The following is a 24,190-nucleotide window of genomic DNA, read 5'->3' on the forward strand; positions in this document are numbered from 1 at the left end:
TGAAACTGACGAGATAAAATATCTCTTTTACACTCCGATTTCATACAACCTTACGGCATGTACCGAAATCTTCGCGGTTGATTTTGCGAACAAAATCATTTACTCACTCGTTGTTCAGTTTTCAAAGATCAAACATTTCTTTTTCGCTTCAGGGTTTCTTTCATCCCCTCAGCAACTTTTATAGTATATCATGTATCTCTCAGTCGTGTCAACACTTTTTTTTGAAAGTGTTTTTCGCTCTATTTGATAACACTTGAAGCGACAAGAAATAATATATCATACTTTTATTATATCATGCAACTGTTTTTTCAAAAAAAACTTACTTAAGTAACAATACACTCTATATATATCTCTCTTTGAAGCATTAAGTTAATGATTTCCCCGTTTACCTGCACCAACGGACGAGTCGGATGGTCTCGATCGGCAAATATAATTTCCCCTATACGGTTATCATTGAGACGCACCTTGGTTCCATTATTGAATTGAGTGAGCTTTTGAATGAAAACCTGTACAACACCCGGGTCCAGCTTACCAAATGATTCTGATTTGATTTGCTCCAGTACCAGATATGGAGATTGCGCTGGTCGGTAGGTCTTCTCCAATGTCATGGCGTGGAATACATCAGCCACTCCAACGATTTTAGCGTAAATATGGATTTGCTCCCCTTTGAGTCGCAACGGATATCCTGTACCATCCACTTTCTCATGATGCTGAAGAGCTGCCAAACGCACCCCTTCATTAATGGCCTTCACATTTTTGAGTAACTGGTAGCCTAATGACGTGTGCTGGCGAATTTCTTCCTGCTCCTCCCACGTTAATTTAGAGGGCTTGTACAGGATGGCCGGGTCCATTTTAGCATTACCAATATCATGGAGCAATCCAGCAAAAGCAACCTGCATCCAGTCCTTTTGGGGCAAGCCAATCCATTGGGCAATAGAATACGAAGTCAGAGAGGTTAGTACCGCATTGTGAAAAATATAATCAACCTCAATCATGGCACGCGGAGTACTTGTCATTACATTATAGCGCTGGATGTATACCAGTAAGGCTTCCAACTGGCCCCGCAACTCATATATGGATAGATTAGATACGAGTACCGATTGGAATGCATTTTTTACGAGCATCACCATTTTGTCGTACTCTTCCTGGAATAAAACGGACTCATCCCGCTCCTCTAATGAAGGGAATTGCGCTTCAGGCGCTCCAGCTCGAGCAGTAGCATGATCTACACCAGCTTTTGCCGAACCATCAGGCCCTACTTCTACTTGCTGGATCAGGAACGCTTGTAAAATCTCCAAATCACGCGGTAGCAGAATACGGCCCTTCGGAAGCAGCAAGCTGCCCATTTCAGTAAATACGTCGCTTTGCAATCTAAGTCCTGCTTTTAATTCGGATACGGGTACTGTTGTCATGGTCAACCTCTCTGTTCTCATAACAGCAGCTCCAGCTGCCAGTTTTTATTATGTCATTATATTACTTGAACCTGCTCCTGTACATTCATTTTATATGATTTGCAGCATACTTACTGTATTCATCTGTCGGCAATAGAAAAAGACTCCCTGACCCAATGGCCAAGGAGTCTTCCCCGTCATTTAAAAACCAATACCACTGTTTATTTTGGTGGATTGTTATTTGTCTTCAGAAGGCTCAGAATCGTTACCTTCTGCATTTTCTACATCCGTGCCAAGAGCTGAATTAGCTGGTGAATGAGATTCACCCTCACCGATTTCTTGGTTAGCATCCTGCTCCTCGAGCAGTTCACCGAGCAATTCATCCTGCTCCTCATTCTTGTTTGCACGACATACAGTAGCAACTGAATCATCTTCGCGGATGTTGATCAACCTTACCCCTTGTGTATTCCGACCCATCGTGGAAATTTCCTCCATGCTGGTCCGAATCAAGGTTCCGCTGGCTGTAATGATCATCAGATCCTCTTCGGTTTTTACAACCTTGAGGCCGACAACCGGGCCATTTTTATCTGTGACGTTAATCGTCTTGATACCCTTACCTCCACGGCTTTGGATACGGTAATCCACTACAGGAGTACGTTTACCATAGCCTTTGGCCGTTACGATCAGGATATCCAGGCTGGTATCAACAATATCCATGCCTATTACAGCATCACTCTTATCAAGAGTAATACCTTTAACCCCGGTAGCACTACGGCCCATGGAGCGTACATCGCTCTCAGGAAAGCGAATCGACATGCCTTGCGCCGTACCAATGATCATTTCTTGCTGTCCATCGGTCAGCTTCACTTCGATCAGGGCATCATCTTCACGCAAGTTGATAGCGATCAGACCACCCTTGCGGATATTAGCATAGTTATCAAGCGGTGTTTTCTTGATAATCCCTTGCTGAGTAGCAAAGAACAGATAGCTGTCCTCTACAAATTCCTCAATTGGAATGACCGCATTGATCGACTCGCCCTGCTCAATCTGAATCAGGTTAATGATCGGTGTCCCACGGGCTGTCCGGCTTAGATCAGGAATCTCGTAAGCCTTAATCCGATATACCTTACCCTTGTCGGTGAAGAATAACAAATGATGATGTGAATTCGTAATGAATAGATGCTCTACGAAATCCTCATCCTTGGTGTCCATCCCCACTACACCACGACCGCCGCGTTTTTGACTACGATAAGTAGTCACGGGAAGACGTTTAATATATCCAGTATGGGTTACAGTAATGATAACATCCTCACGCGGAATAAGATCCTCATCCAGAATGCTCTCTTCACCCACTGTGATTTCAGTACGGCGCTCATCTGCAAAACGTCCTCTGAGCTCATTAAGCTCATCGCTGATAATGCTGAGTACTAGATGTTCGTTGGCCAAAATTTCACGGTATTCCGCAATTTTTTGCAGCAACTCATTATATTCGTTCTCAATCTTCTCACGTTCCAAGCCGGTCAGGCGTTGCAGACGCATATCAAGAATCGCCTGAGCCTGTTCCAGAGACAGCGAGAAGCGCTCAATTAATCCTTCGCGTGCCGCTTCGGCAGTTTGGGAGGAACGAATCAGTGAAATAACCTCATCCAGATGATCGAGGGCAATACGCAAGCCTTCCAGAATATGTGCTCTGGCCTCAGCCTTTTTCAGATCAAATTCTGTACGACGACGAATAACTTCAACCTGATGCTTGAGATAATGATACAGAACATCTTTCAGGTTCAGAATCTTCGGCTCGTTATTTACAATCGCGAGCATATTGATGCCGAAAGTGGACTGCATTGCCGTATGCTTGAACAAATTGTTCAAAACAACGTTCGGGTTCACATCCCTGCGCAACTCGATAACGACACGCATACCCGTACGGTCCGATTCATCCCGCAGATCGGTAATGCCTTCAATACGCTTCTCGCGTACTAATTCAGCAATCTTTTCGACCAGACGAGCCTTATTGACTTGGTAAGGCAACTCATGCACGATAATCCGTGCTTTATTGCCAATCTCTTCTATGGTAGTCTTGGCACGCATGGTCACAGATCCGCGACCAGTCTGGTACGCCTGACGAATGCCAGACCGCCCTAAGATATAACCTGCTGTGGGGAAATCGGGCCCTTGAATATAATCCATCAGTTCCATTGGCGTAATGTCAGGGTTTTCGATTAGTGCTTGTACACCATCGATAACCTCTCCCAAGTTATGGGGAGGAATATTGGTTGCCATTCCGACTGCAATCCCGCCGACACCGTTCACCAGCAGATTAGGATAACGTGCAGGCAACACGACTGGCTCGCTCTCTTCGCCATCGTAGTTTGGCATGAAATCAACGGTCTCTTTGTTCAAATCACGCAGCATTTCCATTGCAATCTTCGATAATCGTGCTTCGGTATAACGCATCGCAGCCGCCATATCTCCATCAACGGAACCAAAATTACCGTGTCCATCCACCAGCATATAACGCAAGGAAAAATCCTGCGCCATCCGAACCATCGTATCGTATACGGCCGTATCACCATGTGGGTGATATTTACCGATAACTTCACCGACGATTCTTGCTGATTTTTTGTAAGGCTTGTCTGGCGACATGCCCAGTTCGGACATCGCGTACAAAATACGACGGTGTACCGGCTTCAGTCCGTCCCGCACATCAGGCAAGGCACGGCTGACAATAATACTCATGGCATAATCCATAAAGGATTCGCGCATTTCCACTCCGATATCCCTATTGATGATTTGCGAGTTATTTTGATCCGCCATGCTGGTCCTCCTTCTCGTCCTTCATTCATTACTCTCTATGTGAAAAGCCTAACAAGATACTGCCTATATACTCCGCTCTGTAAGCAGGATTTTGGCTGAAATCCTCATCTGTATAATTATATTACTTTCACAAAAAGAGCACAATTAAACGCATCTGTCCGCTTTACAGCGTAAATCTCTCAGAGATTGCCCTTCTGTGAGCAGCAGAATGACCCAGGCATCTTACGGTCACAGGTCCTGATCATGACAAATTCCCCCGAACTGGGGATTAGCCCCCACCCTAAAGGCCTTTTCCACATACAATACGTATACGGTCAGGGCTAACTGAGCACAATTCCGAAAAAACGCCGTATTCCTCTATTATATCATTGTTTTACGCACTTGTCCTTTAGTTTCCCTTGTTTTGTTAAGCGTTTTGAATTCCATGGAACATGACTTACATTTTCAAAAGAAAGGGATGAGAATACTTGTCTATTCAACGAGTATCCAGTAAGTGGACCAAAACAAATATCATTCTCCCCAATCCGATGTTGTCCGCTTATGTACCGGAAACACGTTTGTATGCAATGGAGCACTTGAATGAAATGTTGGCAATGTACGGAACCGTCTATATTAAGCCGGATAACGGTACTTATGGGAAAGGGGTTATGCGTGCAGAGAGACTCACTGAACCGCTTCCACCGACTGAAGAAGGAATCATCGGGGAGAGGACGTGGTACATCCTTCGTTATGAGGTAGAGACCCACACCTTCGAAAACCTGGAGGACCTGCATAATGCAGTTTCTAACCGCATACGGAAGCGCCCTTATCTAATTCAACGAGGAATTCCCCTTCTTCATCATGATGCGTGTCCCTTTGATCTACGGGTATTAACACAGATGAACTTGAGGAAGCACTGGGAGACGACGCTTATCATAGGACGCGTAGCTGCTCCTGACAAAGTCGTCACCAATCACCACAGCGGGGGCTCAGTGCGCTTTTACAATGAATTGTTAGCTCCGTATCTGGATGTAAAGGAAGCGGTACGGCTGGAGCAAAAATTATCAAAAATGGGCGAGCGGGTAGCTTGGCAGCTGCAAAAAAGATATCCCCGTTTGAGGGAAATTGGATTGGATATAGGACTGGATCAGCAAATCTATCCGTGGATTTTGGAGGTGAATACGAGACCAGCGATTAAAGTGTTCTCTTCCCTGCCCAACAAAAGCCTATATCATAAAATATTCAGATATGCTGTAGGCTACGGCCGTTACACAGCATCCACGGGTAAGCCTGCACGCGCTAAGAAAAAGGCGTAAGCTTTGATATTAAATATTCAAATTCTCCCCGACGGGTTAATGACAAGAAAAGGGACGCTCAATCTGAGCGCCCCTTGGTAAATTCTCTCAAAATCCATCAATGCAAGCAGTTAATACAACCGCCCATGATGGAATAATGCAAATTAAAAATCAAGATTTTTCACGTACTTGGCGTGCTCCTGAATAAAGTCGCGACGCGGTTCAACATTATCGCCCATTAGGGTATCGAACAGCGTATCAGCCAGCATGGCATCACTGATGGTAACTTGAAGCATTGTACGGCTCTCAGGGTCCATTGTCGTTTCCCACAACTGGGTCGCGTTCATTTCACCCAAACCTTTATAACGCTGCACGTTGTACTTCGCATTTTCTCCGAATTCGCTGATGATAGCATCACGTTCCGCTTCAGAGTTTGCATAACGTACGACCTTATTGCGCTCTACCTTAAACAGCGGCGGCTGAGCAATATAGATATAGCCGGCGTCAATAATTTTACGTAAGTACCGATAGAAAAATGTCAGCAACAGCGTCCGAATATGAGCTCCGTCGACGTCCGCATCGGTCATGATAATGACCTTGTGATAACGAGCTTTAGCAATATCGAAATCGTCGCCAATCCCCGTTCCCATAGCCGTTACCATTGACCGAATTTCATCACTCGACAAAATACGATCCAAACGTGCCTTCTCGACGTTCAGAATTTTACCGCGAATCGGCAAAATAGCCTGAAAGTGACGATCACGGCCTTGCTTGGCCGATCCGCCCGCTGAATCGCCTTCGACGATGTACAGTTCGCTAATCGACGCATCCTTGGAAGAACAGTCTGCCAGCTTACCTGGGAGGGAACTGATTTCCAGCGCACTTTTACGGCGAGTCAGCTCACGCGCTTTACGTGCAGCCTCACGAGCACGGGCTGCTTGTAATGATTTATCAACCACGCGGCGGGAGACAGACGGATTTTCCTCAAGAAATTCCTGAAGTTTCTCTGCGAACAGGGATTCGACAATCCCGCGCACCTCACTGTTACCCAGCTTGGTTTTGGTCTGACCTTCAAACTGTGGCTCCGGGATTTTGACAGAAATAATTGCTGTCAGTCCTTCACGCACATCGTCACCCGTCAAGTTGGCGGTATTGTCCTTGATAAAGCCATTTTTACGCGCATAATCGTTAATAATCCGTGTCAATGCGCTCTTGAAGCCGGATTCATGCGTTCCACCTTCGTGGGTGTTGATGTTGTTGGCGAAAGAATAAATATTTTCGGTATAGCTGTCGTTATATTGCAGCGCAACTTCGACTTGAATCATATCACGCGAGCCTTCAACATAAATCGGCTGCTCATGTAGCGCTTCTCTTTTCTGATTCAAAAATTGCACGTATTCACTAATTCCGCCCTCGTAGTGAAACGTATCACTGGTGCCAGTCCGTTCATCGGTCAAACTAATCGCAATTCCTTTGTTCAGGAAGGCCAGTTCGCGAATCCGCGTTTGGAGCGTATCATAGTCATATACGGTCGTTTCTGTAAAAATTTGATCGTCCGGGTAGAATGTCGTTTGGGTACCGGTTTCGTCCGTGTCGCCAATGACTCTGACATCATACTGCGGAACACCGCGGTGGTATTCCTGCTCGTACAGATGTCCATCCCGTTTGACGTGAACGATCATTTTGCTGGAGAGGGCGTTTACTACGGATACACCAACACCGTGCAGACCGCCGGATACCTTGTACCCTCCGCCTCCGAATTTACCACCTGCGTGAAGTACAGTCATAACTACTTCCAGCGCAGATTTTTTCATTTTGGCGTGTTCGCTTACCGGAATACCACGTCCGTTATCTGTAACGGTAACGCTGTTATCTTCGTGAACGACAACTTGAATGCTGTCACAATAACCTGCCAGCGCTTCGTCAATGCTGTTGTCCACAACTTCCCAGACCAGATGATGGAGCCCTTTGGCACTGGTGGAGCCGATATACATCCCGGGACGTTTCCGAACCGCCTCCAGGCCCTCCAGGACCTGAATCTCACCCGCATCATAAGACGGTTGATTCATAGACATGCCTTTCACCTACTTCTATAGATTCTATGGTTAAGCATTGGCAACAAACTGGTTTGCCCGCTTTTTGAGAGTTGTTGAGGAGATGGGGGAATAATACACCGTATTTTGAGTCACCACGATGGACTTGGCTTCCTCTTCACCAATCATCTCGACATGCTTTTGCTGTTGGGCGTGGTTCACGTACTGCTTGGAGATTTTAGAGGATTTTTTAATCGAGATATCGAAAATAGCCACAAGCTCTGACGAGCGGATGATTTTTTCTCCACCCAGATGAATATACATAGCAGTCACTCACTCCTTAGTGTTCCACATGCCCGTCGTGGACGTGATAAATGCTGGCATCCTTGAGTCGTTCTGCATTCAAGGTCTCAATGCCGGTTGCCGTGATAAAGGTTTGCACCTTGCTCTGGAAGGTCTCGATCAGTTGGGTCTGACGGTAGGGGTCCAGCTCGGATAGAACATCATCCAGAAGCAGGACAGGATATTCACCAATTTCCTCATGGATTAATTCAATTTCAGCCAGCTTCAAGGACAGGGCCGTCGTCCGCTGCTGCCCCTGAGAGCCATACGTATGCACTTCCCTGCCGTTAATGGCAAAGGCCAAATCATCACGATGGGGCCCCGCCAAAGTCATACCACGGCGGATTTCCTGTTCCCTCATTTGGGATAACTTTATCATAAATCGCTCCAATAAGACAGCTTCATCTTCTTCCTCCGGCTCACTGAAGGAGGGAACATAAGTTAATTTTAACTCTTCAGTACCTCCCGCGATCCCTTCATGAATGGCCTGAGCCCACTTTTGCAGCTTTGTTATAAATTGTTTCCGCTTTTTAACAATTTTAACACCGTGCTCAACAAGTTGCTCATTCCATACCTCCAGCATGAGCTGTACGGAAGCCATATCTTTGCCCCATGCTTGCTTGAGCAGGTTGTTACGCTGGACCAGCACTTTCTGGTATTGCTGCAAATGGTACAGATATCCCGGAGCAACCTGTCCAATTTCCATGTCAAGAAACCGGCGGCGTACCCCCGGTGTTCCCTTGACGATCTCCAAATCCTCAGGTGCAAACATAACGACATTCAGCGAACCAATAAAATCGCTCAGCTTTCGCTGCTCCAGGCCGTTGATCTTTGCTTTTTTCCCTTGTGTGGATAACGACAGATCCAGCCTGATTTTCCCGTATTTTTTATCCACATCCGCAGCCAGATGAGTGGAGGTAGCCCCGAAAGAGATTAACTCCTTGTCGCGCGACGTCCGGTGGCTTTTGGTCAAAGCCAGGACAAAAATCGCCTCTACCAGGTTCGTTTTGCCCTGCGCATTTTGTCCGATCAGCAAATTAACGGGCCCAAATTCATTCAGCTCCAGCTGTTCATAGTTCCGGTATTGCTGCAAAACAATATTGTTCACAAACACATAGGGTCCCCCTTGTTACTCCGCACCTAAAAGGAGTCCTTGCCAACCAGGCGATCATGCTCCTGCCGTGATCTCGAAACTTCCGTTGTCCTCTACTTCTACGATATCGCCCGGGTACAGTTTTCTTCCGCGTCGTTCTTCCTGCTCACCGTTGACACGAACTTGTCCCTCCTGCAACAGAGCTTTGGCCATTCCTCCTGTAGAAACACAATCGGCTAATTTTAAAAATTGATCGAGCTTGATGTATTCGGTCTGTATAGATATCCGTTTCAAGGCTTATTCATCCTTTCGCTTGTTTTCGGGTGGGTAACGCTAGACGTTAGTTGGTGGTGCGATATGGCAGGATGATATACAGCGCATTGCTGGAGTCCGCCGGTTTTAAAATGATCGGGCTCATAATGCCGGTAAAAGCAATCGTCAGCTGCTCGCTGTCAATCACCTTCAGCACATCAAGCATATATTTCGAGTTGAACGAGATTTTGAGCGGCTCTCCCTCAAATTTGGAGACTGTGACTTCCTCACGCACTTTACCCAGCTCGGAGGAGCTGGAGGAAATCTCCAGGCCACCGTTTTCCAGCGACTGCATTTTTACAATATTTGTTTTTTCCTCACGAGACAGCAAATAAGCACGGTCGATGGATTCGCTCAAACTTTTTGTATCCACAATCAGTTCTGTTTTGTAGGAGGTTGGAATAATTCTAGAAGTATCCGGATACGTTCCGTCCAAAATGCGGGAATAAAACAGAACCCGGTCAATTTTGAATAGTACCTGGTTGTCTGCTACGACGATATCCACAAGCATATTTTGATCCGGAATAATTTTGCTCAGTTCGTTCAACGTTTTACCTGCAATGACAACATTGCTGAAGCGCAAGCCTTCGGACGTTTCCAAACGGGCGCTGCGGGTGGCGAGGCGGTGGCGGTCCGTTGCTACAAATTTTAATTCGCCCTCAGCCAAATTCCACAATACCCCTGTCAAAATAGGTGTCGTTTCGTGAGTGGAAATGGAGAAAACCGTCTGTTTGATCATGTTTTTGAGCAAATCTCCTGGTACAGAGATAACCTGATTTTCTTCAATGCTTGGAAGCACCGGGAATTCCTCAGGGTCCAGACCCACAATCTGAATTTCGGTTGCACCGGATGAGATGAAGGTTTGGAAATGGTCTTTTACCTCCATGCGGATCTCCTGAGACGGCAGCTTCTTGATAATTTCGACGAAGAACTTGGCTGGCAGTACAACACTTCCTGGTTGTTCGACCTGAACGACGGTTTGGTCACCATCCTCCATCGGAATAAAGGATTGAATGGAGATGTCAGTATCGCTGGCAGTCAAGGTTACTCCCTGATGATTCACATCCAGCTTAATACCGCTCAAAATTGGAATCGTGGTCCGGCTTGATATGGCCTTGGATACATGTTGTATAGCCTCGTTCAATACGTTTTTCAAAATGCTGATCTTCATAAGTTCCTCCTACGGGTTTTAATCCTTCAAGCACGCGTTGACGCGGGCCTTATTTAGGTGATGTATATCTTTAAAATCTATTAGTAATAGTAATAGGCGCACTGAATATGTGGATAAGTCGGTGTAAGCCTAATAAAATCAAGCCTATACACATGTGTATAAGTTGTGTATAGGCTCTGAACTTGTTCAGGTTGGATTTTTGATTTTTTCGATTAGGCTGTTGATAACTTTGAACAGCTCCTGATCCACTTGAATGGATTTGGAGATTTTTTCGTGCGCATGAATGACAGTTGTATGGTCGCGTCCGCCAAAGGCTTCTCCGATTTTCGGCAAGGAATAGTCGGTTAGCTCGCGGGACAGGTACATAGCAATCTGCCGTGGAAAAGCAACAGCCTTCGTCCGCTTGCGTGCTTTGAAATCCTCCAGGCGCAGATTGTAAAATTCCCCGACTTGGTGCTGTATATCCTGAATGGTAATCATTTTGGGACGACTGGAAGGAATAATGTCCTTTAACGCCTCGGCCGCGAGATGACTTGTCACATCCTGATTGGTCAGGGAGGAATAGGCGACAACGCGAATCAGCGCCCCTTCCAGCTCACGGATGTTCGTATCAATCTGGTTAGCAATATACATCATGGCTTCATTGGGAATATCCAGGTTTTCCGCTCTTGCCTTTTTCCGAAGAATTGCAATTCGCGTTTCCAGATCCGGCGGCTGAATATCCGTAATCAATCCCCACTCAAAGCGGGAACGCAGCCGTTCCTCCAGTGTTGGAATCTCTTTAGGCGGACGATCGCTTGAGATAATAATTTGTTTGCGTTCCTCATGAAGCGCATTGAACGTGTGAAAAAATTCCTCCTGCGTCGACTCTTTGCCTGCAATAAACTGAATATCATCAATGAGCAAAATATCAATATTGCGATATTTGTTCCGGAAGCTTTCCCCGCGGTTGTCCCGAATAGCATTAATAAATTCGTTAGTGAACTTCTCCGACGACAAATACACGACCTTACTGGCCGGGTTGTGTTCCAAAATATAATGCCCGATGGCGTGCATCAGATGCGTTTTGCCCAGACCTACGCCGCCGTACAGAAACAGCGGGTTGTAAGCTTTGGCCGGCGCCTCGGCGACGGCCAGCGATGCTGCATGGGCAAAACGGTTCCCCGATCCGATGACGAACGTATCGAATGTATATTTGGGATTCAGCATATGGGAAACGGCTTCTTCATGTACGACCGGCTGCTGCTGAGGTTGTTGCTGAAGGTCGAACTCAGCTGGCTTGTTCTCTTCAATGACGAACTTGACCTCCAGCTGCTTGCCCAAAATTTCATAAACCGTTGCCCCGACTAGCTTGGTATAGCGGCTTTCAAGCCATTCCACGGCAAAAGTTGTTGGTGCGGAAATCACAATGGAGTGGTCATTCAGTTTCGCTGCCTTGGTAGCCTTAAACCAAGTGTCGTAACTCGGCTTACTCAGCTTGGTTTGTATGATGGATAGAATTTGCTGCCATAGTTCAGAGGTATGGCTGTCCACAGACGTCACTCCTTTTAAATCCTGACATTTTGCCGTTTAAGCTGCAGAGAGCTGCTCCCGGCGCTTCGGCAAAATGCCTAAAATCCCAAAAATGTTGTTGAAGGCCATAAAAAGACATACCGCCGCCTGAATCATGCGGCAGTGTGGTGAGAGAACGCAGCACAAAATGGTCCTGAAAAAAAGCTAATGGAAAAATCCGCTGCTGATCGGCAGAAGAAGGCGATATTTCTCAGGAGGGAATGTGCGGCACGATCCGTTCTCTTGATCCCGCAGGCCAAAACGGGACTTCAATATGTCGAAATCAAATGAAAAATGTAGAATATATCCCCAGAATCCCGAATCCGCACAAAAATAAAAAGATGGATAAATTGAACTTGTTCACAACTTTATCCACAGGGTGTTGATAATATGGAGGGTAAAACAACATATTCACATTCAAAAGTAATATCATCATAGCAAAAGAAGCCTTGTATTTCAATGACTCGTGGTTATTTATCCACAAATTCAATCTGTTGTGTACAATTTTTATTCACAACACAAGATATTGTTTATAATTTGTTCAGTTTTCGACAATAACTCTTTTTCGTCTCAAAATGTTATGCACAGGTTATGACCATTTAAATCACAATTCAGCTCTTTTTGTGGATCTGTGCATAACAGCCGTTGCCTTTTGGTCACAGAGGTCGTTTTTTCTGTTGAAAATTTCCGGTAACGTTTCCGACAATGTTTTTAATGATCCGATTACGGTGCTTGGAAATATGCCGATCACAAAATAAAAGACGATGTAAAGAAATTAGGAAGTAGGAAGGAAGAACGAACCGTAAGGAACAGCAGTGGTGGAAGGAACACAAAATGTAGACAAGCTGATATTGAAGAAGGAAGGTCGAAGAAAATTCACGATAAAAAAGAGCAAAAGAGCGTGGAATAAGTGGACTGGATGAAAGAGCAAAATCTCTGGGCGTAAAAAAGAGGGAGAGGATTGCATGATTTTGGGGGAGGGGATTAAGCTGTACATTGACTTTGGCCGCTATTTATGGTTAAATGTACAAAGGTGTTTTTTGTGGAGATTGCTATGTTAGGTATATTCCATATAAAACGTATTCCTTGTAAGGAGGTGCAGTACAATGAGACCGACTTTCAGACCGAATGTCAGCAAACGTAAAAAAGTCCACGGCTTCCGTAAAAGAATGAGCACAAAGAATGGCCGTAAAGTTTTGGCAGCTCGTCGCCAAAAAGGCAGAAAAGTATTGAGTGCGTAATGCGTGCATAAAGACCACTACGGTGGTCTTTTTTTTCATAGTGAAGGTATTCATGGGCCGGATCGCTTTCCCTGTGTCTGTAGAAATGCAGTGAAAAAAGAGGGAGAAGCACCGCGTCCTGCTCTATATTAGATGAAGCTTTTGAAAATGAATGTAAAATAAGCGAGATTACCATGGCGGAATGTTGTCCATACTTCTTACTACATAAGAGGTAAGGATTGGCTTGCCGGCATGTGTAAAAGAGATGAGCAAGGAGAAGCGCCGTGCAAAAAAAATTGCGTCTACGAAACCGGGCGGACTTTGGGCGCGTATACCGCCATGGCAAATCTTTTGCCAACCATCAGTTTGTGGTGTACTGGTTCCGCCGCAGAGAGGTAGAGCAGTTCCGCGTTGGAATTTCGGCCAGCAAGAAGATCGGCAACGCCGTAGTCCGTAACCGGATGCGCAGAATTGTCAAGGAAATTGTGCGTCATCATGAGCATGAATTGGTGGAGCAAATTGACCTGATTTTTATCGTCCGCAAGGGAGCGGTTACAATGTCGTATCAGGAGCTGGAGAAAAGCGTGCTGCACGTTCTGCGCAAAGCCTCGCTGCTCAAGTCTTCACGTCGATAGTCAGTATCTTTGTCCTACGGGATATGGTATGATTTACGTTGGAATGGATTGGTTAAGAAAGGGGTTATGAAGTGTCGCGTTTGAAGACTCAACGGGGGAAATGGTTCCTCCTGATTGCCTTATTGGCACTTGTTGCTGTGCTGTCGGGATGTGCCCAGACGGCCCACAATTCTTACACGACGGCAGACTTGGCCAATGGATCTTGGTGGCAAAGATATGTCGTTTACTGGTTTTCGTATGCGCTGGATACATTTGCCCAATGGTTCTCAGGAGAGTATGGCCTGGCCGTACTGATTCTGGTGATTATCGTGAGAACCATTATTTTGCCGCTTACACTCAAGCAAGTACGCAGTTCTAAAGCTATGCAGGCTATTCAGCCGCAATTAAAAGAAATTCAAGCGAAATACAAGGATACGCCTGAGAAAGTCCAGCAAGAGACGATGAGGCTATTCCAGGAAAACAAGGTCAACCCGATGGCGGGCTGTCTTCCTTTGGTCGTTCAGATGCCTATTTTTATCGCGCTCTATAATGCCATTTACTATAACTCGGCATTGCGGGATCATGATTTCTTGTGGCTCCAGTTAGGTAAACCGGATCACTTCTTTATCCTGCCAATTCTGGCAGCAATCACAACATTCGTCCAAACCTGGATGATGATGAAAATGAATCCGACTCCGCAGCAGGGACCCATGCAATTTTTGCTGTACGTCTATCCGGTGCTGATTCTGTTCATGTCGTATAACTTCCCATCTGCTTTGCCGTTATACTGGTTCTACAGTAATATTTACACGATTATTCAAAACTATTTCCTTTATCGGAATAAGGATAAAGAAGTTGCGCTGGCAAATGTGAAAACAGCCAGTCTTACGAAAACAGGTTCCTCCAATAGCAATAACAAGAGAAAAGGTGGCAGAAACTCGAAGGGGGCTAAAAAGTCGAGATGACCAAAGTCGTGACTTCAGGAAAAACCGTTGAAGATGCTGTAAAACAAGGACTCTCCCAGTTGGGAGTAAGCCGTGAACGGGTAACCGTAAACGTGTTGGAACAGCCGTCAAAAGGATTCCTGGGGTGGCTGGGGGTCAAAAAGGCGAAGGTAGAGCTTACGCTGCTATCTGATCCGTCTCCCGAAACCACACACGCGGCTGAACATCATGTATCGGCTCAAGCGCCTGCCGTCAGACAGACTGTTGTTCCGGAAGTGGAATCTGTTATCCAGGAAGTACGTACAAGTAAGGAAGCCTCTACGGGCCACACAGATCCCTATGAAGAAGCTGTACGTTTTATCCACGAAACAGCAGCGGGAATGGGATTGGATGTGGAAGTGGATGTCCGTCACCGCAAGGATGAAAGCATATTGGATATATCCGGTCCGTCGCTCGGCATGCTAATCGGCCGCCGGGGACAGACGCTAGATGCGTTGCAATACCTGACAAATATCGTTGCCAACCGCCATTCTGACAAATTCATTCGGATTGTGCTGGATGCCGAGCAATTTCGCGCACGTCGGCAAAAAACATTGGAGGATTTGGCAGATCGGCTGGCAAATCAGGCTATTCGTTACGGCAAGGAAGTAGTGCTGGAGCCAATGCCGTCACAGGAGCGGAAGCTGATTCACGCCAAGCTTCAACAGCATGCGCTGGTTAGAACATACAGCAAGGGGGACGAGCCGAATCGGCGCGTCGTCATTGCCAAAAAATAATCCGACGCAATGGCTCTCTGCAAGGTGCAGAAGCCATTGCTTTTTATATTTCTTGCTGAAACGGGTGCCGTCCTTGATCAAGGACGGCAATGCCGTTTCTACTTGATAGGAGGTAGAAATCATATGCTGAGCGATACCATAGCTGCCATTGCAACAGCTGTTGGCGAAGGAGGGATTGCGGTTGTACGGGTCAGCGGCCCGGAAGCTGTTACGGAAGTGGAAGCTTTGTTCCGGAGCAAAACGCCTCTAAGCAAGGCTCCATCTCACACGGTACACTATGGACATATTATAGATCCTCAAAGCCATGAAAAGGTGGAGGAAGTTCTAGTTACGGTTATGCGAGCGCCACGCTCTTTTACAACAGAAGATGTCGTAGAAATCAGTACACATGGCGGGGTTGTAGCCGTCAAACGGGTGATGGATTTACTATTGCTGCAAAATATACGTTTGGCCGAGCCGGGCGAATTCACGAAGCGTGCTTTTCTGAACGGTCGTATTGATCTGAGTCAGGCGGAGGGAGTCATTGACCTGATTCGCTCGAAGTCGGATAAAGCTTTTTCAGTAGCTTTGAAGCAAGTGGATGGACAACTGTCACAGAATATCCGCCGTTTGCGGCATGTTCTGGTAGAGACACTGGCTCATATTGAAGTGAACATTGATTATCCTGAGCATGATGTGGAATCTTTTACATCTGAACTGATCAAGGATAAGAGTAGTCAGGTCATGGCGGAAATTGATCGGCTGCTGCATACAGCGGAGCAGGGGAAAATTTTACGTGAGGGCCTGACCACAGCGATTGTTGGAAGACCGAATGTGGGGAAATCCTCGCTGCTGAATACACTGGCTCAGGGCGAGCGGGCGATTGTGACCGATATTCCGGGCACGACCCGTGACGTTATTGAGGAATATGTGACGATTAACAGCATTCCTCTGAAGCTGCTGGATACGGCTGGCATTCGGGAAACGATGGATGTCGTGGAACGGATCGGGGTAGAGCGTTCGAGAACAGCGGTTAGTGAAGCAGATCTGCTGCTCATCGTGATTAACGCCAATGAACCACTGCATGAGGATGAAATGGCATTAATGGAACAAATCCGCGGTAGACAAGCGATTGTCATTATGAATAAAATGGACTTACCGGCCCAAGTAGACCGGGATTTGCTGCTGCGCTATGTTCCTGAAGAGCTTATCGTACCGATGTCTGTGAAGGAAAATGAGGGAGCAGATCGGCTGGAGCAGGCCATATCGCAGTTGTTCTTTAGTGGTAAGCTGGAATCTGCCGATATGACATATGTCAGCAATGTACGGCATATTGCTTTGTTGAAGAAGGCTCGCCAATCGTTGGTAGATGCCTATGAAGCTGCTGATCAATTCGTTCCGATTGACATGATTCAGATTGATGTACGGCTGGCGTGGGAGCATTTGGGCGAGATTGTAGGCGATACTGCGCATGATGCGTTAATCGATCAAATATTTTCACAATTCTGTCTGGGTAAATAGGGACATTGAAGCATGGCTGATATAAGCCTGCTATCGTTATAGATATATAAGAACATATTCGGCGTGAAGACTGGAATGTATAAGGAGGTAAGAGAGATATGGTATATCAAGGAGGCGACTATGACGTAATTGTCGTAGGCGCGGGCCATGCGGGTGTGGAATCCGCCTTGGCAGCAGCCCGGATGGGCTGTCGTACGTTGATGATTACGATTAACCTGGATATGGTCGCGTTCATGCCCTGCAACCCGTCGATTGGCGGTCCTGCCAAGGGGCATGTGGTGCGTGAAATTGATGCTTTGGGCGGCGAAATGGGCCGGAACATCGACAAGACGTTTATCCAAATGCGGATGCTGAACACAGGTAAAGGGCCTGCGGTCCACGCATTGCGCGCGCAGGCTGACAAGTTCTCTTATCAGCATGCGATGAAGGAAACGATGGAAAAGGAACCGAATCTGACCTTGCGCCAGGGAATGGTGGAAGAGCTGATTATTGAAGACGGTCATTGCGTGGGTGTCATCACGAAGACGGGCACAGAGTACCGAAGCAAAGCAGTTGTATTGACTACAGGCACTTATTTACGTGGTAAAATCATTATGGGTGAGCTGATGTATGAAAGTGGCCCGAACAATCAACAGCCTTCGTTGAGACTGTCTGAGCATTTGCGTGAGCTGGGTTTTGATCTGGTCCGCTTCAAAACAGGTACGCCGCCGCGCGTGCATAAGGACACGATTGATTTTAGCAAAACTGAAATTCAGCCGGGGGACGATCAACCGAAGTTTTTCTCGTATGAAACGAAGTCTTCGGATAATGAACAGCTTCCTTGCTGGCTGACCTATACTTCAGTGGAAACTCATCAGATTATTAATGATAATTTGCATCGTGCACCGATGTTCTCCGGACTGATTGAAGGAACGGGACCGCGCTATTGCCCATCTATTGAAGATAAAGTGGTTCGTTTTAGTGATAAGCCGAAGCACCAAATCTTTTTGGAGCCTGAGGGTAAAAACACATCTGAATACTATGTTCAAGGCTTGTCGACCAGCTTGCCTGAGGATGTGCAATTAGCTGTGTTGCGCTCGATTCCGGGGATGGAAAAGGTAGAAATGATGCGTAACGGCTATGCTATTGAGTATGATGCCATGGTGCCTACGCAATTGTGGCCAACGTTGGAAACGAAAAGAGTACCAGGCCTGTTCACGGCGGGTCAAATTAACGGCACTTCCGGTTATGAAGAAGCTGCGGGCCAAGGGATTATGGCAGGCATTAACGCGGCTCGTAAGGTGCAGGGCAAAGAACCTGTCGTGCTGGACCGCTCACAAGGCTATATCGGGGTTCTGATCGACGATCTGGTGACCAAGGGTACGAATGAGCCTTACCGTTTGCTAACATCCCGTGCAGAATACCGTCTGTTGCTGCGTCATGATAATGCGGATCTGCGATTGACTCCAATCGGGCATGATATCGGCCTAATTACAAATGAACGGTACGAGCGCTTTTTGGATAAAAAGCAAAAGGTAGAGCAAGAGATTGAGCGTTTGCGTCTGGCGAAGGTGCGTCCGGTTGATGTAAATGAGATGCTGGAGCAAGGTGGATCTGCACCGATACAGGATGGCAGTAATTTGTTAACCGTGCTGCGTCGACCAGAGATCAGCTATGCGCAAGTGGCACAAATTTCACCTTCGGCTGTAGCTCTGACTGAGGAAGAACAGGAGCAGGTGGAAATCCAGATTAAGTATGCGGGCTACATTGAGAAGCAATTACTGCATGTAGAACGTCTGCAAAAAATGGAGAAGAAAAAGCTTCCAGAGGATATCGTATACGATGAGGTTCAGGGTTTGGCAATTGAAGCCAAGCAGAAGCTTACAAAAATTCGTCCGATGTCGATTGGTCAGGCATCCCGTATTTCGGGCGTGACTCCTGCGGATATTTCCATTTTGCTCGTTTATCTGGAGCATTATAATCGCGTAACGGCAGCAAGGGGATCATAATGGACGCGATACAACAGCAATTTAAGCAGCGACTGGCAGAGCATAGCATTGTGATTAATGACAGTCAGCTAGAGCAGTTCGAAACGTATTACCGTGTGCTGGTTGAGTGGAATGAAAAGATGAACCTGACGGGCATTACAGAGCGTGATGCGGTGTACACCAAGCATTTTTACGATTCTCTTTCGCTGGCCTTTTATGTTCCGTTAAATGATGTGGGAAGCTTGGCGGATATCGGGTCGGGAGCGGGGTTCCCAGGTATTCCTTTGAAAATATGCTTTCCGCAGATTCAGTTGACCATTGTGGATTCGTTGAATAAACGCATACAATTTTTGGCGCATGTGGTAGAGCAGCTAGGATTGGAAGACGTGGAGCTGGTCCATAGCAGGGCAGAGGAATTGGGTCGTAAAACGGGATACCGCGACAGCTACGATCTGGTCACCGCCAGAGCCGTTGCCCGTCTTGCGGTACTGAATGAATTTTGCTTGCCTTTTGTCCGTGAAGGGGGTCATTTTGCTGCGATGAAGGGCAGTGATCCGACGGAAGAGATCAAGGAAGCTTCCTATAGCTTGAAAGAGCTTAAAGGGAAGATTAAGCATATTCAGGCTTTTCAGTTACCTGTGGAGGATGCAGCCAGGCATATGATTATTATTGAAAAAAGAGCAGCTACACCACGGAAATATCCGCGTAAGCCGGGTACGCCTTTAAAAACACCGTTAGTGTAACCCATTGAAAGAAAGTGAATGTTTCACGTGAAACATTCACTTTTTTTTATGACTTACAATGCTCTTAACATAAATAACGTATAGATGCAGAAGGTCTTTATTTAGGGCGTAGAGAAACATGGATAAATAGGCATCTGATTGGGTGTACAATTTATTCTCTGATCCTTCCGAAAAGCTGGTAGAGACGATAGGATTATGGCTGGAAAAGTGATAGAATAGAGATAATCGTTTTTGATGTAAGTTGACTGCTTCCCGTACCGTTCAATTCAGATATACATAAGGGGGAGCGGGACAACAATGCCAGGGAATATACGTGGAGTGTACCCGGTTACGGCGCTGTTTCATATAAAAGGGTCTACGATCCGCGTAAGGAACTGTTTTTCACGAAGCGCTGTTAGTATGGTGCTATTATGAAATTAGGTGGTATTATACGGAATGAAAGAACAATTTTCCAAGCTATTTGGTTTGACGGAGCGATCTACTGGGGACGAAATAAAACAAATTCCAGTTCGGGATATTGTCAGCAGTCCTTATCAGCCCCGCACCATATTTGACGACGAGAAGATTGATGAGCTATGCCAGACCATCAAGACGCATGGTGTAATTCAGCCGATTGTCGTTCGTTTCCGTAATGGACAATACGAAATTATAGCAGGGGAACGTCGATGGAGGGCTGTCACCAGGCTGGGGATGAATACCATTCCAGCCATTGTTCGTGAGTTTAATGATTCACAAGCTGCTTCTATCGCGTTGATTGAGAATCTTCAAAGGGAAGGGCTAACATCGATTGAAGAGGCTGTAGCTTATCAGAAGCTGATTGATCTGCATCAGCTCACCCAGGAAAGTCTCGCTCAGCGACTTGGCAAAAGCCAATCCACTATTGCTAATAAGATACGGCTGCTTCATTTGCCAGAGAGAGTGAAAAATGCTCTAATGGAACGGAAAGTGTCCGAGCGTCATGCCCGTGCGTTATTGTCATTAGGGACCGAAGAGCTACAGTATAAGGTTCTGGATGAAGTCATCGCCAAGGAACTCAATGTGAAGCAGACAGAGGCGAGAGTCGCCTTTTATAAACAAGTGTCCACGATGAAGAAATCCAAGCGGATTTCCTTTACCAAGGATGTCCGGCTTGCGCTGAATACGATTCGTCAATCCATTGATATGGTGTCTGGCTCCGGCTTGGATATCAAGACCAAGGAATCCGATCATGAGGATCACTATGAGATTGTCATTCAAATTCCCAAACGTAAGTAAGGGTGAAGCGTATAGGCGGCAGCAATTGCCGCTTTTTCTGTCTAACGCCAATTAAAACCGCAGCATACTCGTATTCTATTGATAAAATTGCCGTTATCCGTAAGCTAATAATGGAGAATCGTCTTAATAAAGGATTTTGCAATAAAGAAATATAGCAGGATTCCGATTAAAGTATGAGGTGAATGAAGTGTCAAAAATAATAGCCGTAGCCAATCAAAAGGGCGGAGTGGGCAAAACAACTACTTCCGTGAATTTGGGCGCCGGACTTGCTTCCCTCGGCAAAAGGGTATTGCTCGTGGATATCGACCCGCAAGGTAATACAACGAGCGGTGTGGGTATCAATAAGGCGGATGTGGCAAATTGCATTTATGATGTACTCATTAATGAGGTTGATCCTAGCGAAGCGATTGTCAGTACACAGATTGAGGGTCTGGATATTATTCCAGCCACCATTCAACTGGCAGGAGCGGAAATCGAGCTGGTGCCGACCATTTCTCGTGAACTCAGGTTAAAAAGATCACTCCAGCTCGTCAAGCATAAGTATGATTATATATTGATTGATTGCCCTCCATCGTTAGGGATTTTGACACTTAATTCTTTAACGGCCTCTGATTCGGTCATTATCCCCATTCAATGTGAATATTACGCATTGGAAGGTTTAAGTCAGCTACTGAATACTGTGCGATTGGTGCAAAAGCATTTGAATACCTCACTGCAAATTGAAGGCGTGCTGCTGACGATGTTTGATGCCCGTACCAACTTGGGTATTCAGGTGATTGAAGAAGTGAAAAAGTATTTTCAAAGCAAGGTTTATCAGACGATTATTCCACGCAATGTGAGACTCAGTGAAGCACCATCACATGGCCAGTCCATTATTACGTATGATCCCCGCTCCCGTGGGGCAGAGGTATATATTGAGTTGGCAAAGGAAGTGGCATCTTATGAGTAAACGGTTGGGAAAAGGGCTGGATGCACTCATTCCCTCCCTTACGGTCAATGATGAGGACAAGGTTGTTGACATTCCGCTTAGTCAGTTGCGTGCAAATCCATACCAGCCTCGAAAAACGTTTGATGAGGAATCGATTAAAGAACTGGCAGAATCCATTCGTCAGCACGGTGTTATTCAACCTATTATTGCGCGTAGTGTATTAAGAGGCTATGAAATTATTGCAGGTGAAAGAAGATACCGGGCTTCCCAATATTGTGGGAATTCGACGATACCTGTGGTTGTTCGCAATTTTACGGATCAGCAGGTAATGGAGATTGCCCTGATTGAGAACTTGCAACGTGAAAATCTGAATGCGATGGAAATAGCAGTAGCCTATCAGGGATTAATGGATCAGTTCTCGTTAACTCAAGAGGAATTGTCCTTGAAAGTGGGCAAGTCGCGCTCTCATATTGCGAATTTCCTTCGTTTGCTTGCATTACCGGAGGAAGTTAAGGATCATGTTTCACGTGGAACATTATCTATGGGACATGCCAGAGCGATTGTTGGGCTCAAAGATCCGGACATGGTGAAGCAGCTGGCGACACAATGTATTGAGCAGCAGTGGAGTGTCCGGGAGCTGGAAGAAGCTGTACAGCAGTTGGATCATAAGTCTGGTGAAGCGAAGGCCAAGCCCAAGGTGAGAAAAAAGGACCCTTTTATTGATCATATGGAAGAGTCCTTGCGTGAGCGTTTTAAAACAACTGTAAAAATTAAGCATAACAAGGATAAAGGTAAAATCGAATTGAATTATTACAGCCAGCAGGATTTGGAAAGATTACTGGAACTATTACAGTAGTCTGTATGAAATAGGACATGTCTCCTTGGTCGAAACGGGAAGCGAGATATGTCTTTGCTTTGTCTGGATGTGTAGGAATCAGAATAGTCTGGATGGATAAACTCAAACGTATAAAATAAGAGGTATGCAGTGACATGATTTTTGAGGTAGAGGAGTAGAAGCAAGCATATGGCTGAATTGAACAGACTAATCATGGAACAGCTTGCCGGAATCGTTGCAGGAATTGTGCTGATTTTGCTCATCCTGTTGATTGTTATCATTGTGCAGGGTGCAAAGTTGAAGAAGATGCGGCGAAAGTATGAAACCATGATGGCAGGCAGCGGTGTTGAAAATTTGGAAACGCTGCTGATTGATTTGAAGGTGCAAATGGATACGATTGAGGATGAGCAGGAAGCCCATCGTGCAAGTATGAAATCTCTACGCAGTAAACTGACAGGCCTGAAAGGACATATAGGCATCAAACGCTATAATGCCTTTGGCGAGCGTGGAAGCGATCTGAGCTTCTCCTTGGCTATTGTAGATGACAATCAGGATGGTATCGTATTAACCGGTATTTATAACCGGGATGGCTCTTATGTGTATGCCAAGCCCCTGGAAGCGGGGCAGTCATCCTATTCCTTATCTCCTGAAGAGAAAGAAGCCGTTACTCTTGCGCAGCAAGCAGGACGGAACGGTAATGCCACTCCTTAATCGCAGAGTATAAGCTGCCAGCAATGATATCTGATAATTTCATTACCAGATTTAGTCTTGTATTTTGCAACACAAAGTATTCCATAAAGCCGCCGACGTTAACGATGCCTGTCAAATGGATATCGCCGACCGGCGGTAATTCTTTATTTACCCCTGCTCCAGGCTTCAAAGGCCCGTCCGCAACCTGAATACATCCGACGCTGGAAGTTTGTCCAAGACATGCGTCTATGCCGATGATATAGGGCTGGTCGTACCGGATGTGTATGCCGTCTAGTGTTGTTTGCAGATTCATAGCATGTACAGGCTCCTCCAATGTTCCGTAAAGGTGAAAGAGCGGGCTTTTATAGCGAGACAAATGAGTACCTACGAGTGGGCCGAGACAATCTCCAGTAGAACGGTCGGTGCCGATGCAAATAATAACGATATTTTCCAGACTGGGCGCCTGATGCAAATGGAACAGCAAACGATGGATGATGGCTGATTGGATCCCGGGGTCGGTGTGTGATATTTTTAAGCTAAGGGGTTCTTGCCCCGGAATGAAGTCAGATGGATGAGTCATGGAATCTTCCTTTCGCTCTGTAATGGAGTGTGCAGGTTGCGCTCGCTTTATATAGACCGTTAGCTGTTGGCATCGCATTGATCAGAGATGAAAACCAGCAGTAAACTGCCTTAGAGAATAACAATTAGCCTGCGGGTAACATTTATTCTCAAGATAGT

General features: G+C 46.1%; 21 protein-coding genes. 12 read left to right on the top strand and 9 right to left on the bottom strand.

The window, feature by feature from the left end; translation table 11 throughout:
• Positions 1 to 323: 323 nt before the first annotated feature.
• Both L696_RS0111020 and gyrA read right to left on the bottom strand, forming a co-directional pair.
• Positions 324 to 1,412, bottom strand: coding sequence for an HD-GYP domain-containing protein (locus L696_RS0111020; protein WP_025683675.1), 1,089 nt, complete (start codon positions 1,410 to 1,412; stop codon positions 324 to 326).
• A gap of 216 nt (positions 1,413 to 1,628) precedes the next feature.
• Positions 1,629 to 4,205: a DNA gyrase subunit A gene (gyrA, locus tag L696_RS0111025; protein WP_025683676.1), complete on the bottom strand. Its 2,577-nt coding sequence runs from the start codon at positions 4,203 to 4,205 to the stop codon at positions 1,629 to 1,631.
• A gap of 467 nt (positions 4,206 to 4,672) precedes the next feature.
• On the opposite strand from gyrA, the gene L696_RS0111030 reads away from it, so the two are divergent.
• A complete protein-coding gene (locus L696_RS0111030) occupies positions 4,673 to 5,500 on the top strand; it encodes a YheC/YheD family protein (protein WP_025683677.1) in 828 nt (275 codons plus the stop codon).
• A 143-nt stretch (positions 5,501 to 5,643) separates the two neighbouring features.
• Here L696_RS0111030 and gyrB read toward each other — a convergent pair whose 3' ends face one another.
• From gyrB to dnaA, 6 genes are all read right to left on the bottom strand, one after another.
• The gene (gene gyrB / locus L696_RS0111035; protein WP_025683678.1) at positions 5,644 to 7,554 is read right to left on the bottom strand and encodes a DNA topoisomerase (ATP-hydrolyzing) subunit B; all 1,911 of its coding nucleotides are present in this window, start codon (positions 7,552 to 7,554) and stop codon (positions 5,644 to 5,646) included.
• A 30-nt stretch (positions 7,555 to 7,584) separates the two neighbouring features.
• On the bottom strand, positions 7,585 to 7,836 hold the full coding sequence (gene remB, locus L696_RS0111040) for an extracellular matrix regulator RemB (RefSeq protein WP_025683679.1): 252 nt from the start codon (positions 7,834 to 7,836) through the stop codon (positions 7,585 to 7,587).
• A 16-nt stretch (positions 7,837 to 7,852) separates the two neighbouring features.
• On the bottom strand, positions 7,853 to 8,968 hold the full coding sequence (gene recF / locus L696_RS0111045) for a DNA replication/repair protein RecF (protein WP_025683680.1): 1,116 nt from the start codon (positions 8,966 to 8,968) through the stop codon (positions 7,853 to 7,855).
• 54 nt (positions 8,969 to 9,022) lie between these two features.
• Positions 9,023 to 9,241 (bottom strand): S4 domain-containing protein YaaA, encoded by a 219-nt coding sequence (yaaA, locus tag L696_RS0111050; protein ID WP_025683681.1) that lies wholly within the window; start codon positions 9,239 to 9,241, stop codon positions 9,023 to 9,025.
• 46 nt (positions 9,242 to 9,287) lie between these two features.
• Complete coding sequence (dnaN, locus tag L696_RS0111055; protein ID WP_025683682.1) at positions 9,288 to 10,430, bottom strand: DNA polymerase III subunit beta; 1,143 nt, start codon at positions 10,428 to 10,430, stop codon at positions 9,288 to 9,290.
• Between the two features lie 186 nt (positions 10,431 to 10,616).
• Positions 10,617 to 11,963 carry a chromosomal replication initiator protein DnaA gene (dnaA, locus tag L696_RS0111060; RefSeq protein WP_014279007.1) on the bottom strand — a complete coding sequence of 449 codons (1,347 nt, stop codon included), beginning with the start codon at positions 11,961 to 11,963 and terminating at the stop codon, positions 10,617 to 10,619.
• 1,124 nt (positions 11,964 to 13,087) lie between these two features.
• Between dnaA and rpmH the strand changes: the two genes are divergently transcribed.
• The 11 genes from rpmH to L696_RS0111115 all read left to right on the top strand — a co-directional run bounded on the left by rpmH (position 13,088) and on the right by L696_RS0111115 (position 23,473).
• A complete protein-coding gene (gene rpmH, locus L696_RS0111065) occupies positions 13,088 to 13,222 on the top strand; it encodes a 50S ribosomal protein L34 (RefSeq protein ID WP_007433250.1) in 135 nt (44 codons plus the stop codon).
• 263 nt (positions 13,223 to 13,485) lie between these two features.
• A complete protein-coding gene (gene rnpA / locus L696_RS0111070; protein WP_013312817.1) occupies positions 13,486 to 13,836 on the top strand; it encodes a ribonuclease P protein component in 351 nt (116 codons plus the stop codon).
• A 71-nt stretch (positions 13,837 to 13,907) separates the two neighbouring features.
• Positions 13,908 to 14,780, top strand: a complete 873-nt coding sequence (locus tag L696_RS0111075; protein ID WP_025683683.1) for a YidC/Oxa1 family membrane protein insertase — start codon at positions 13,908 to 13,910, stop codon at positions 14,778 to 14,780.
• Complete coding sequence (gene jag / locus L696_RS0111080) at positions 14,777 to 15,535, top strand: RNA-binding cell elongation regulator Jag/EloR (protein WP_025683684.1); 759 nt, start codon at positions 14,777 to 14,779, stop codon at positions 15,533 to 15,535. The genes L696_RS0111075 and jag overlap by 4 nt, the downstream gene beginning before the upstream one ends.
• Positions 15,536 to 15,658: 123 nt before the next feature.
• Positions 15,659 to 17,035: a tRNA uridine-5-carboxymethylaminomethyl(34) synthesis GTPase MnmE gene (mnmE, locus tag L696_RS0111085; RefSeq protein WP_025683685.1), complete on the top strand. Its 1,377-nt coding sequence runs from the start codon at positions 15,659 to 15,661 to the stop codon at positions 17,033 to 17,035.
• A 98-nt stretch (positions 17,036 to 17,133) separates the two neighbouring features.
• The gene (gene mnmG / locus L696_RS0111090; protein WP_025683686.1) at positions 17,134 to 19,023 is read left to right on the top strand and encodes a tRNA uridine-5-carboxymethylaminomethyl(34) synthesis enzyme MnmG; all 1,890 of its coding nucleotides are present in this window, start codon (positions 17,134 to 17,136) and stop codon (positions 19,021 to 19,023) included.
• Entirely contained in the window at positions 19,023 to 19,745 is a 723-nt protein-coding gene (gene rsmG, locus L696_RS0111095; protein ID WP_025683687.1) for a 16S rRNA (guanine(527)-N(7))-methyltransferase RsmG, read from the top strand. The genes mnmG and rsmG overlap by 1 nt, the downstream gene beginning before the upstream one ends.
• Positions 19,746 to 20,180: 435 nt before the next feature.
• Positions 20,181 to 20,999: a nucleoid occlusion protein gene (gene noc / locus L696_RS0111100; RefSeq protein WP_025683688.1), complete on the top strand. Its 819-nt coding sequence runs from the start codon at positions 20,181 to 20,183 to the stop codon at positions 20,997 to 20,999.
• Positions 21,000 to 21,186: 187 nt separating this feature from the next.
• Positions 21,187 to 21,948 carry a ParA family protein gene (locus L696_RS0111105; RefSeq protein ID WP_025683689.1) on the top strand — a complete coding sequence of 254 codons (762 nt, stop codon included), beginning with the start codon at positions 21,187 to 21,189 and terminating at the stop codon, positions 21,946 to 21,948.
• Positions 21,941 to 22,783, top strand: coding sequence for a ParB/RepB/Spo0J family partition protein (locus L696_RS0111110; protein WP_025683690.1), 843 nt, complete (start codon positions 21,941 to 21,943; stop codon positions 22,781 to 22,783). The genes L696_RS0111105 and L696_RS0111110 overlap by 8 nt, the downstream gene beginning before the upstream one ends.
• 168 nt (positions 22,784 to 22,951) lie before the next feature.
• Positions 22,952 to 23,473 (top strand): DUF4446 family protein, encoded by a 522-nt coding sequence (locus L696_RS0111115; protein WP_025683691.1) that lies wholly within the window; start codon positions 22,952 to 22,954, stop codon positions 23,471 to 23,473.
• Here L696_RS0111115 and yyaC read toward each other — a convergent pair.
• The gene (gene yyaC, locus L696_RS0111120; RefSeq protein WP_025683692.1) at positions 23,427 to 24,032 is read right to left on the bottom strand and encodes a spore protease YyaC; all 606 of its coding nucleotides are present in this window, start codon (positions 24,030 to 24,032) and stop codon (positions 23,427 to 23,429) included. The genes L696_RS0111115 and yyaC overlap by 47 nt on opposite strands.
• Positions 24,033 to 24,190 lie beyond the last annotated feature (158 nt).

Source organism: Paenibacillus maysiensis (genome assembly GCF_000520815.1).
GTDB classification, from domain to species: domain Bacteria; phylum Bacillota; class Bacilli; order Paenibacillales; family Paenibacillaceae; genus Paenibacillus; species Paenibacillus maysiensis.

What these genes read in the sequence shown, in the direction of transcription:
- dnaN (WP_025683682.1), bottom strand. Translation starts at nt 10,430, where the DNA reads ATGAAGATCAGCATTTTGAAAAACGTATTGAACGAGGCTATACAACAT.
- noc (WP_025683688.1), top strand. Translation starts at nt 20,181, where the DNA reads ATGAAAGAACAATTTTCCAAGCTATTTGGTTTGACGGAGCGATCTACT.
- jag (WP_025683684.1), top strand. Translation starts at nt 14,777, where the DNA reads ATGACCAAAGTCGTGACTTCAGGAAAAACCGTTGAAGATGCTGTAAAA.
- L696_RS0111110 (WP_025683690.1), top strand. Translation starts at nt 21,941, where the DNA reads ATGAGTAAACGGTTGGGAAAAGGGCTGGATGCACTCATTCCCTCCCTT.
- yyaC (WP_025683692.1), bottom strand. Translation starts at nt 24,032, where the DNA reads ATGACTCATCCATCTGACTTCATTCCGGGGCAAGAACCCCTTAGCTTA.
- mnmE (WP_025683685.1), top strand. Translation starts at nt 15,659, where the DNA reads ATGCTGAGCGATACCATAGCTGCCATTGCAACAGCTGTTGGCGAAGGA.
- gyrB (WP_025683678.1), bottom strand. Translation starts at nt 7,554, where the DNA reads ATGTCTATGAATCAACCGTCTTATGATGCGGGTGAGATTCAGGTCCTG.
- rpmH (WP_007433250.1), top strand. Translation starts at nt 13,088, where the DNA reads ATGAGACCGACTTTCAGACCGAATGTCAGCAAACGTAAAAAAGTCCAC.
- rsmG (WP_025683687.1), top strand. Translation starts at nt 19,023, where the DNA reads ATGGACGCGATACAACAGCAATTTAAGCAGCGACTGGCAGAGCATAGC.
- gyrA (WP_025683676.1), bottom strand. Translation starts at nt 4,205, where the DNA reads ATGGCGGATCAAAATAACTCGCAAATCATCAATAGGGATATCGGAGTG.
- remB (WP_025683679.1), bottom strand. Translation starts at nt 7,836, where the DNA reads ATGTATATTCATCTGGGTGGAGAAAAAATCATCCGCTCGTCAGAGCTT.
- mnmG (WP_025683686.1), top strand. Translation starts at nt 17,134, where the DNA reads ATGGTATATCAAGGAGGCGACTATGACGTAATTGTCGTAGGCGCGGGC.
- L696_RS0111115 (WP_025683691.1), top strand. Translation starts at nt 22,952, where the DNA reads ATGGCTGAATTGAACAGACTAATCATGGAACAGCTTGCCGGAATCGTT.
- L696_RS0111020 (WP_025683675.1), bottom strand. Translation starts at nt 1,412, where the DNA reads ATGACAACAGTACCCGTATCCGAATTAAAAGCAGGACTTAGATTGCAA.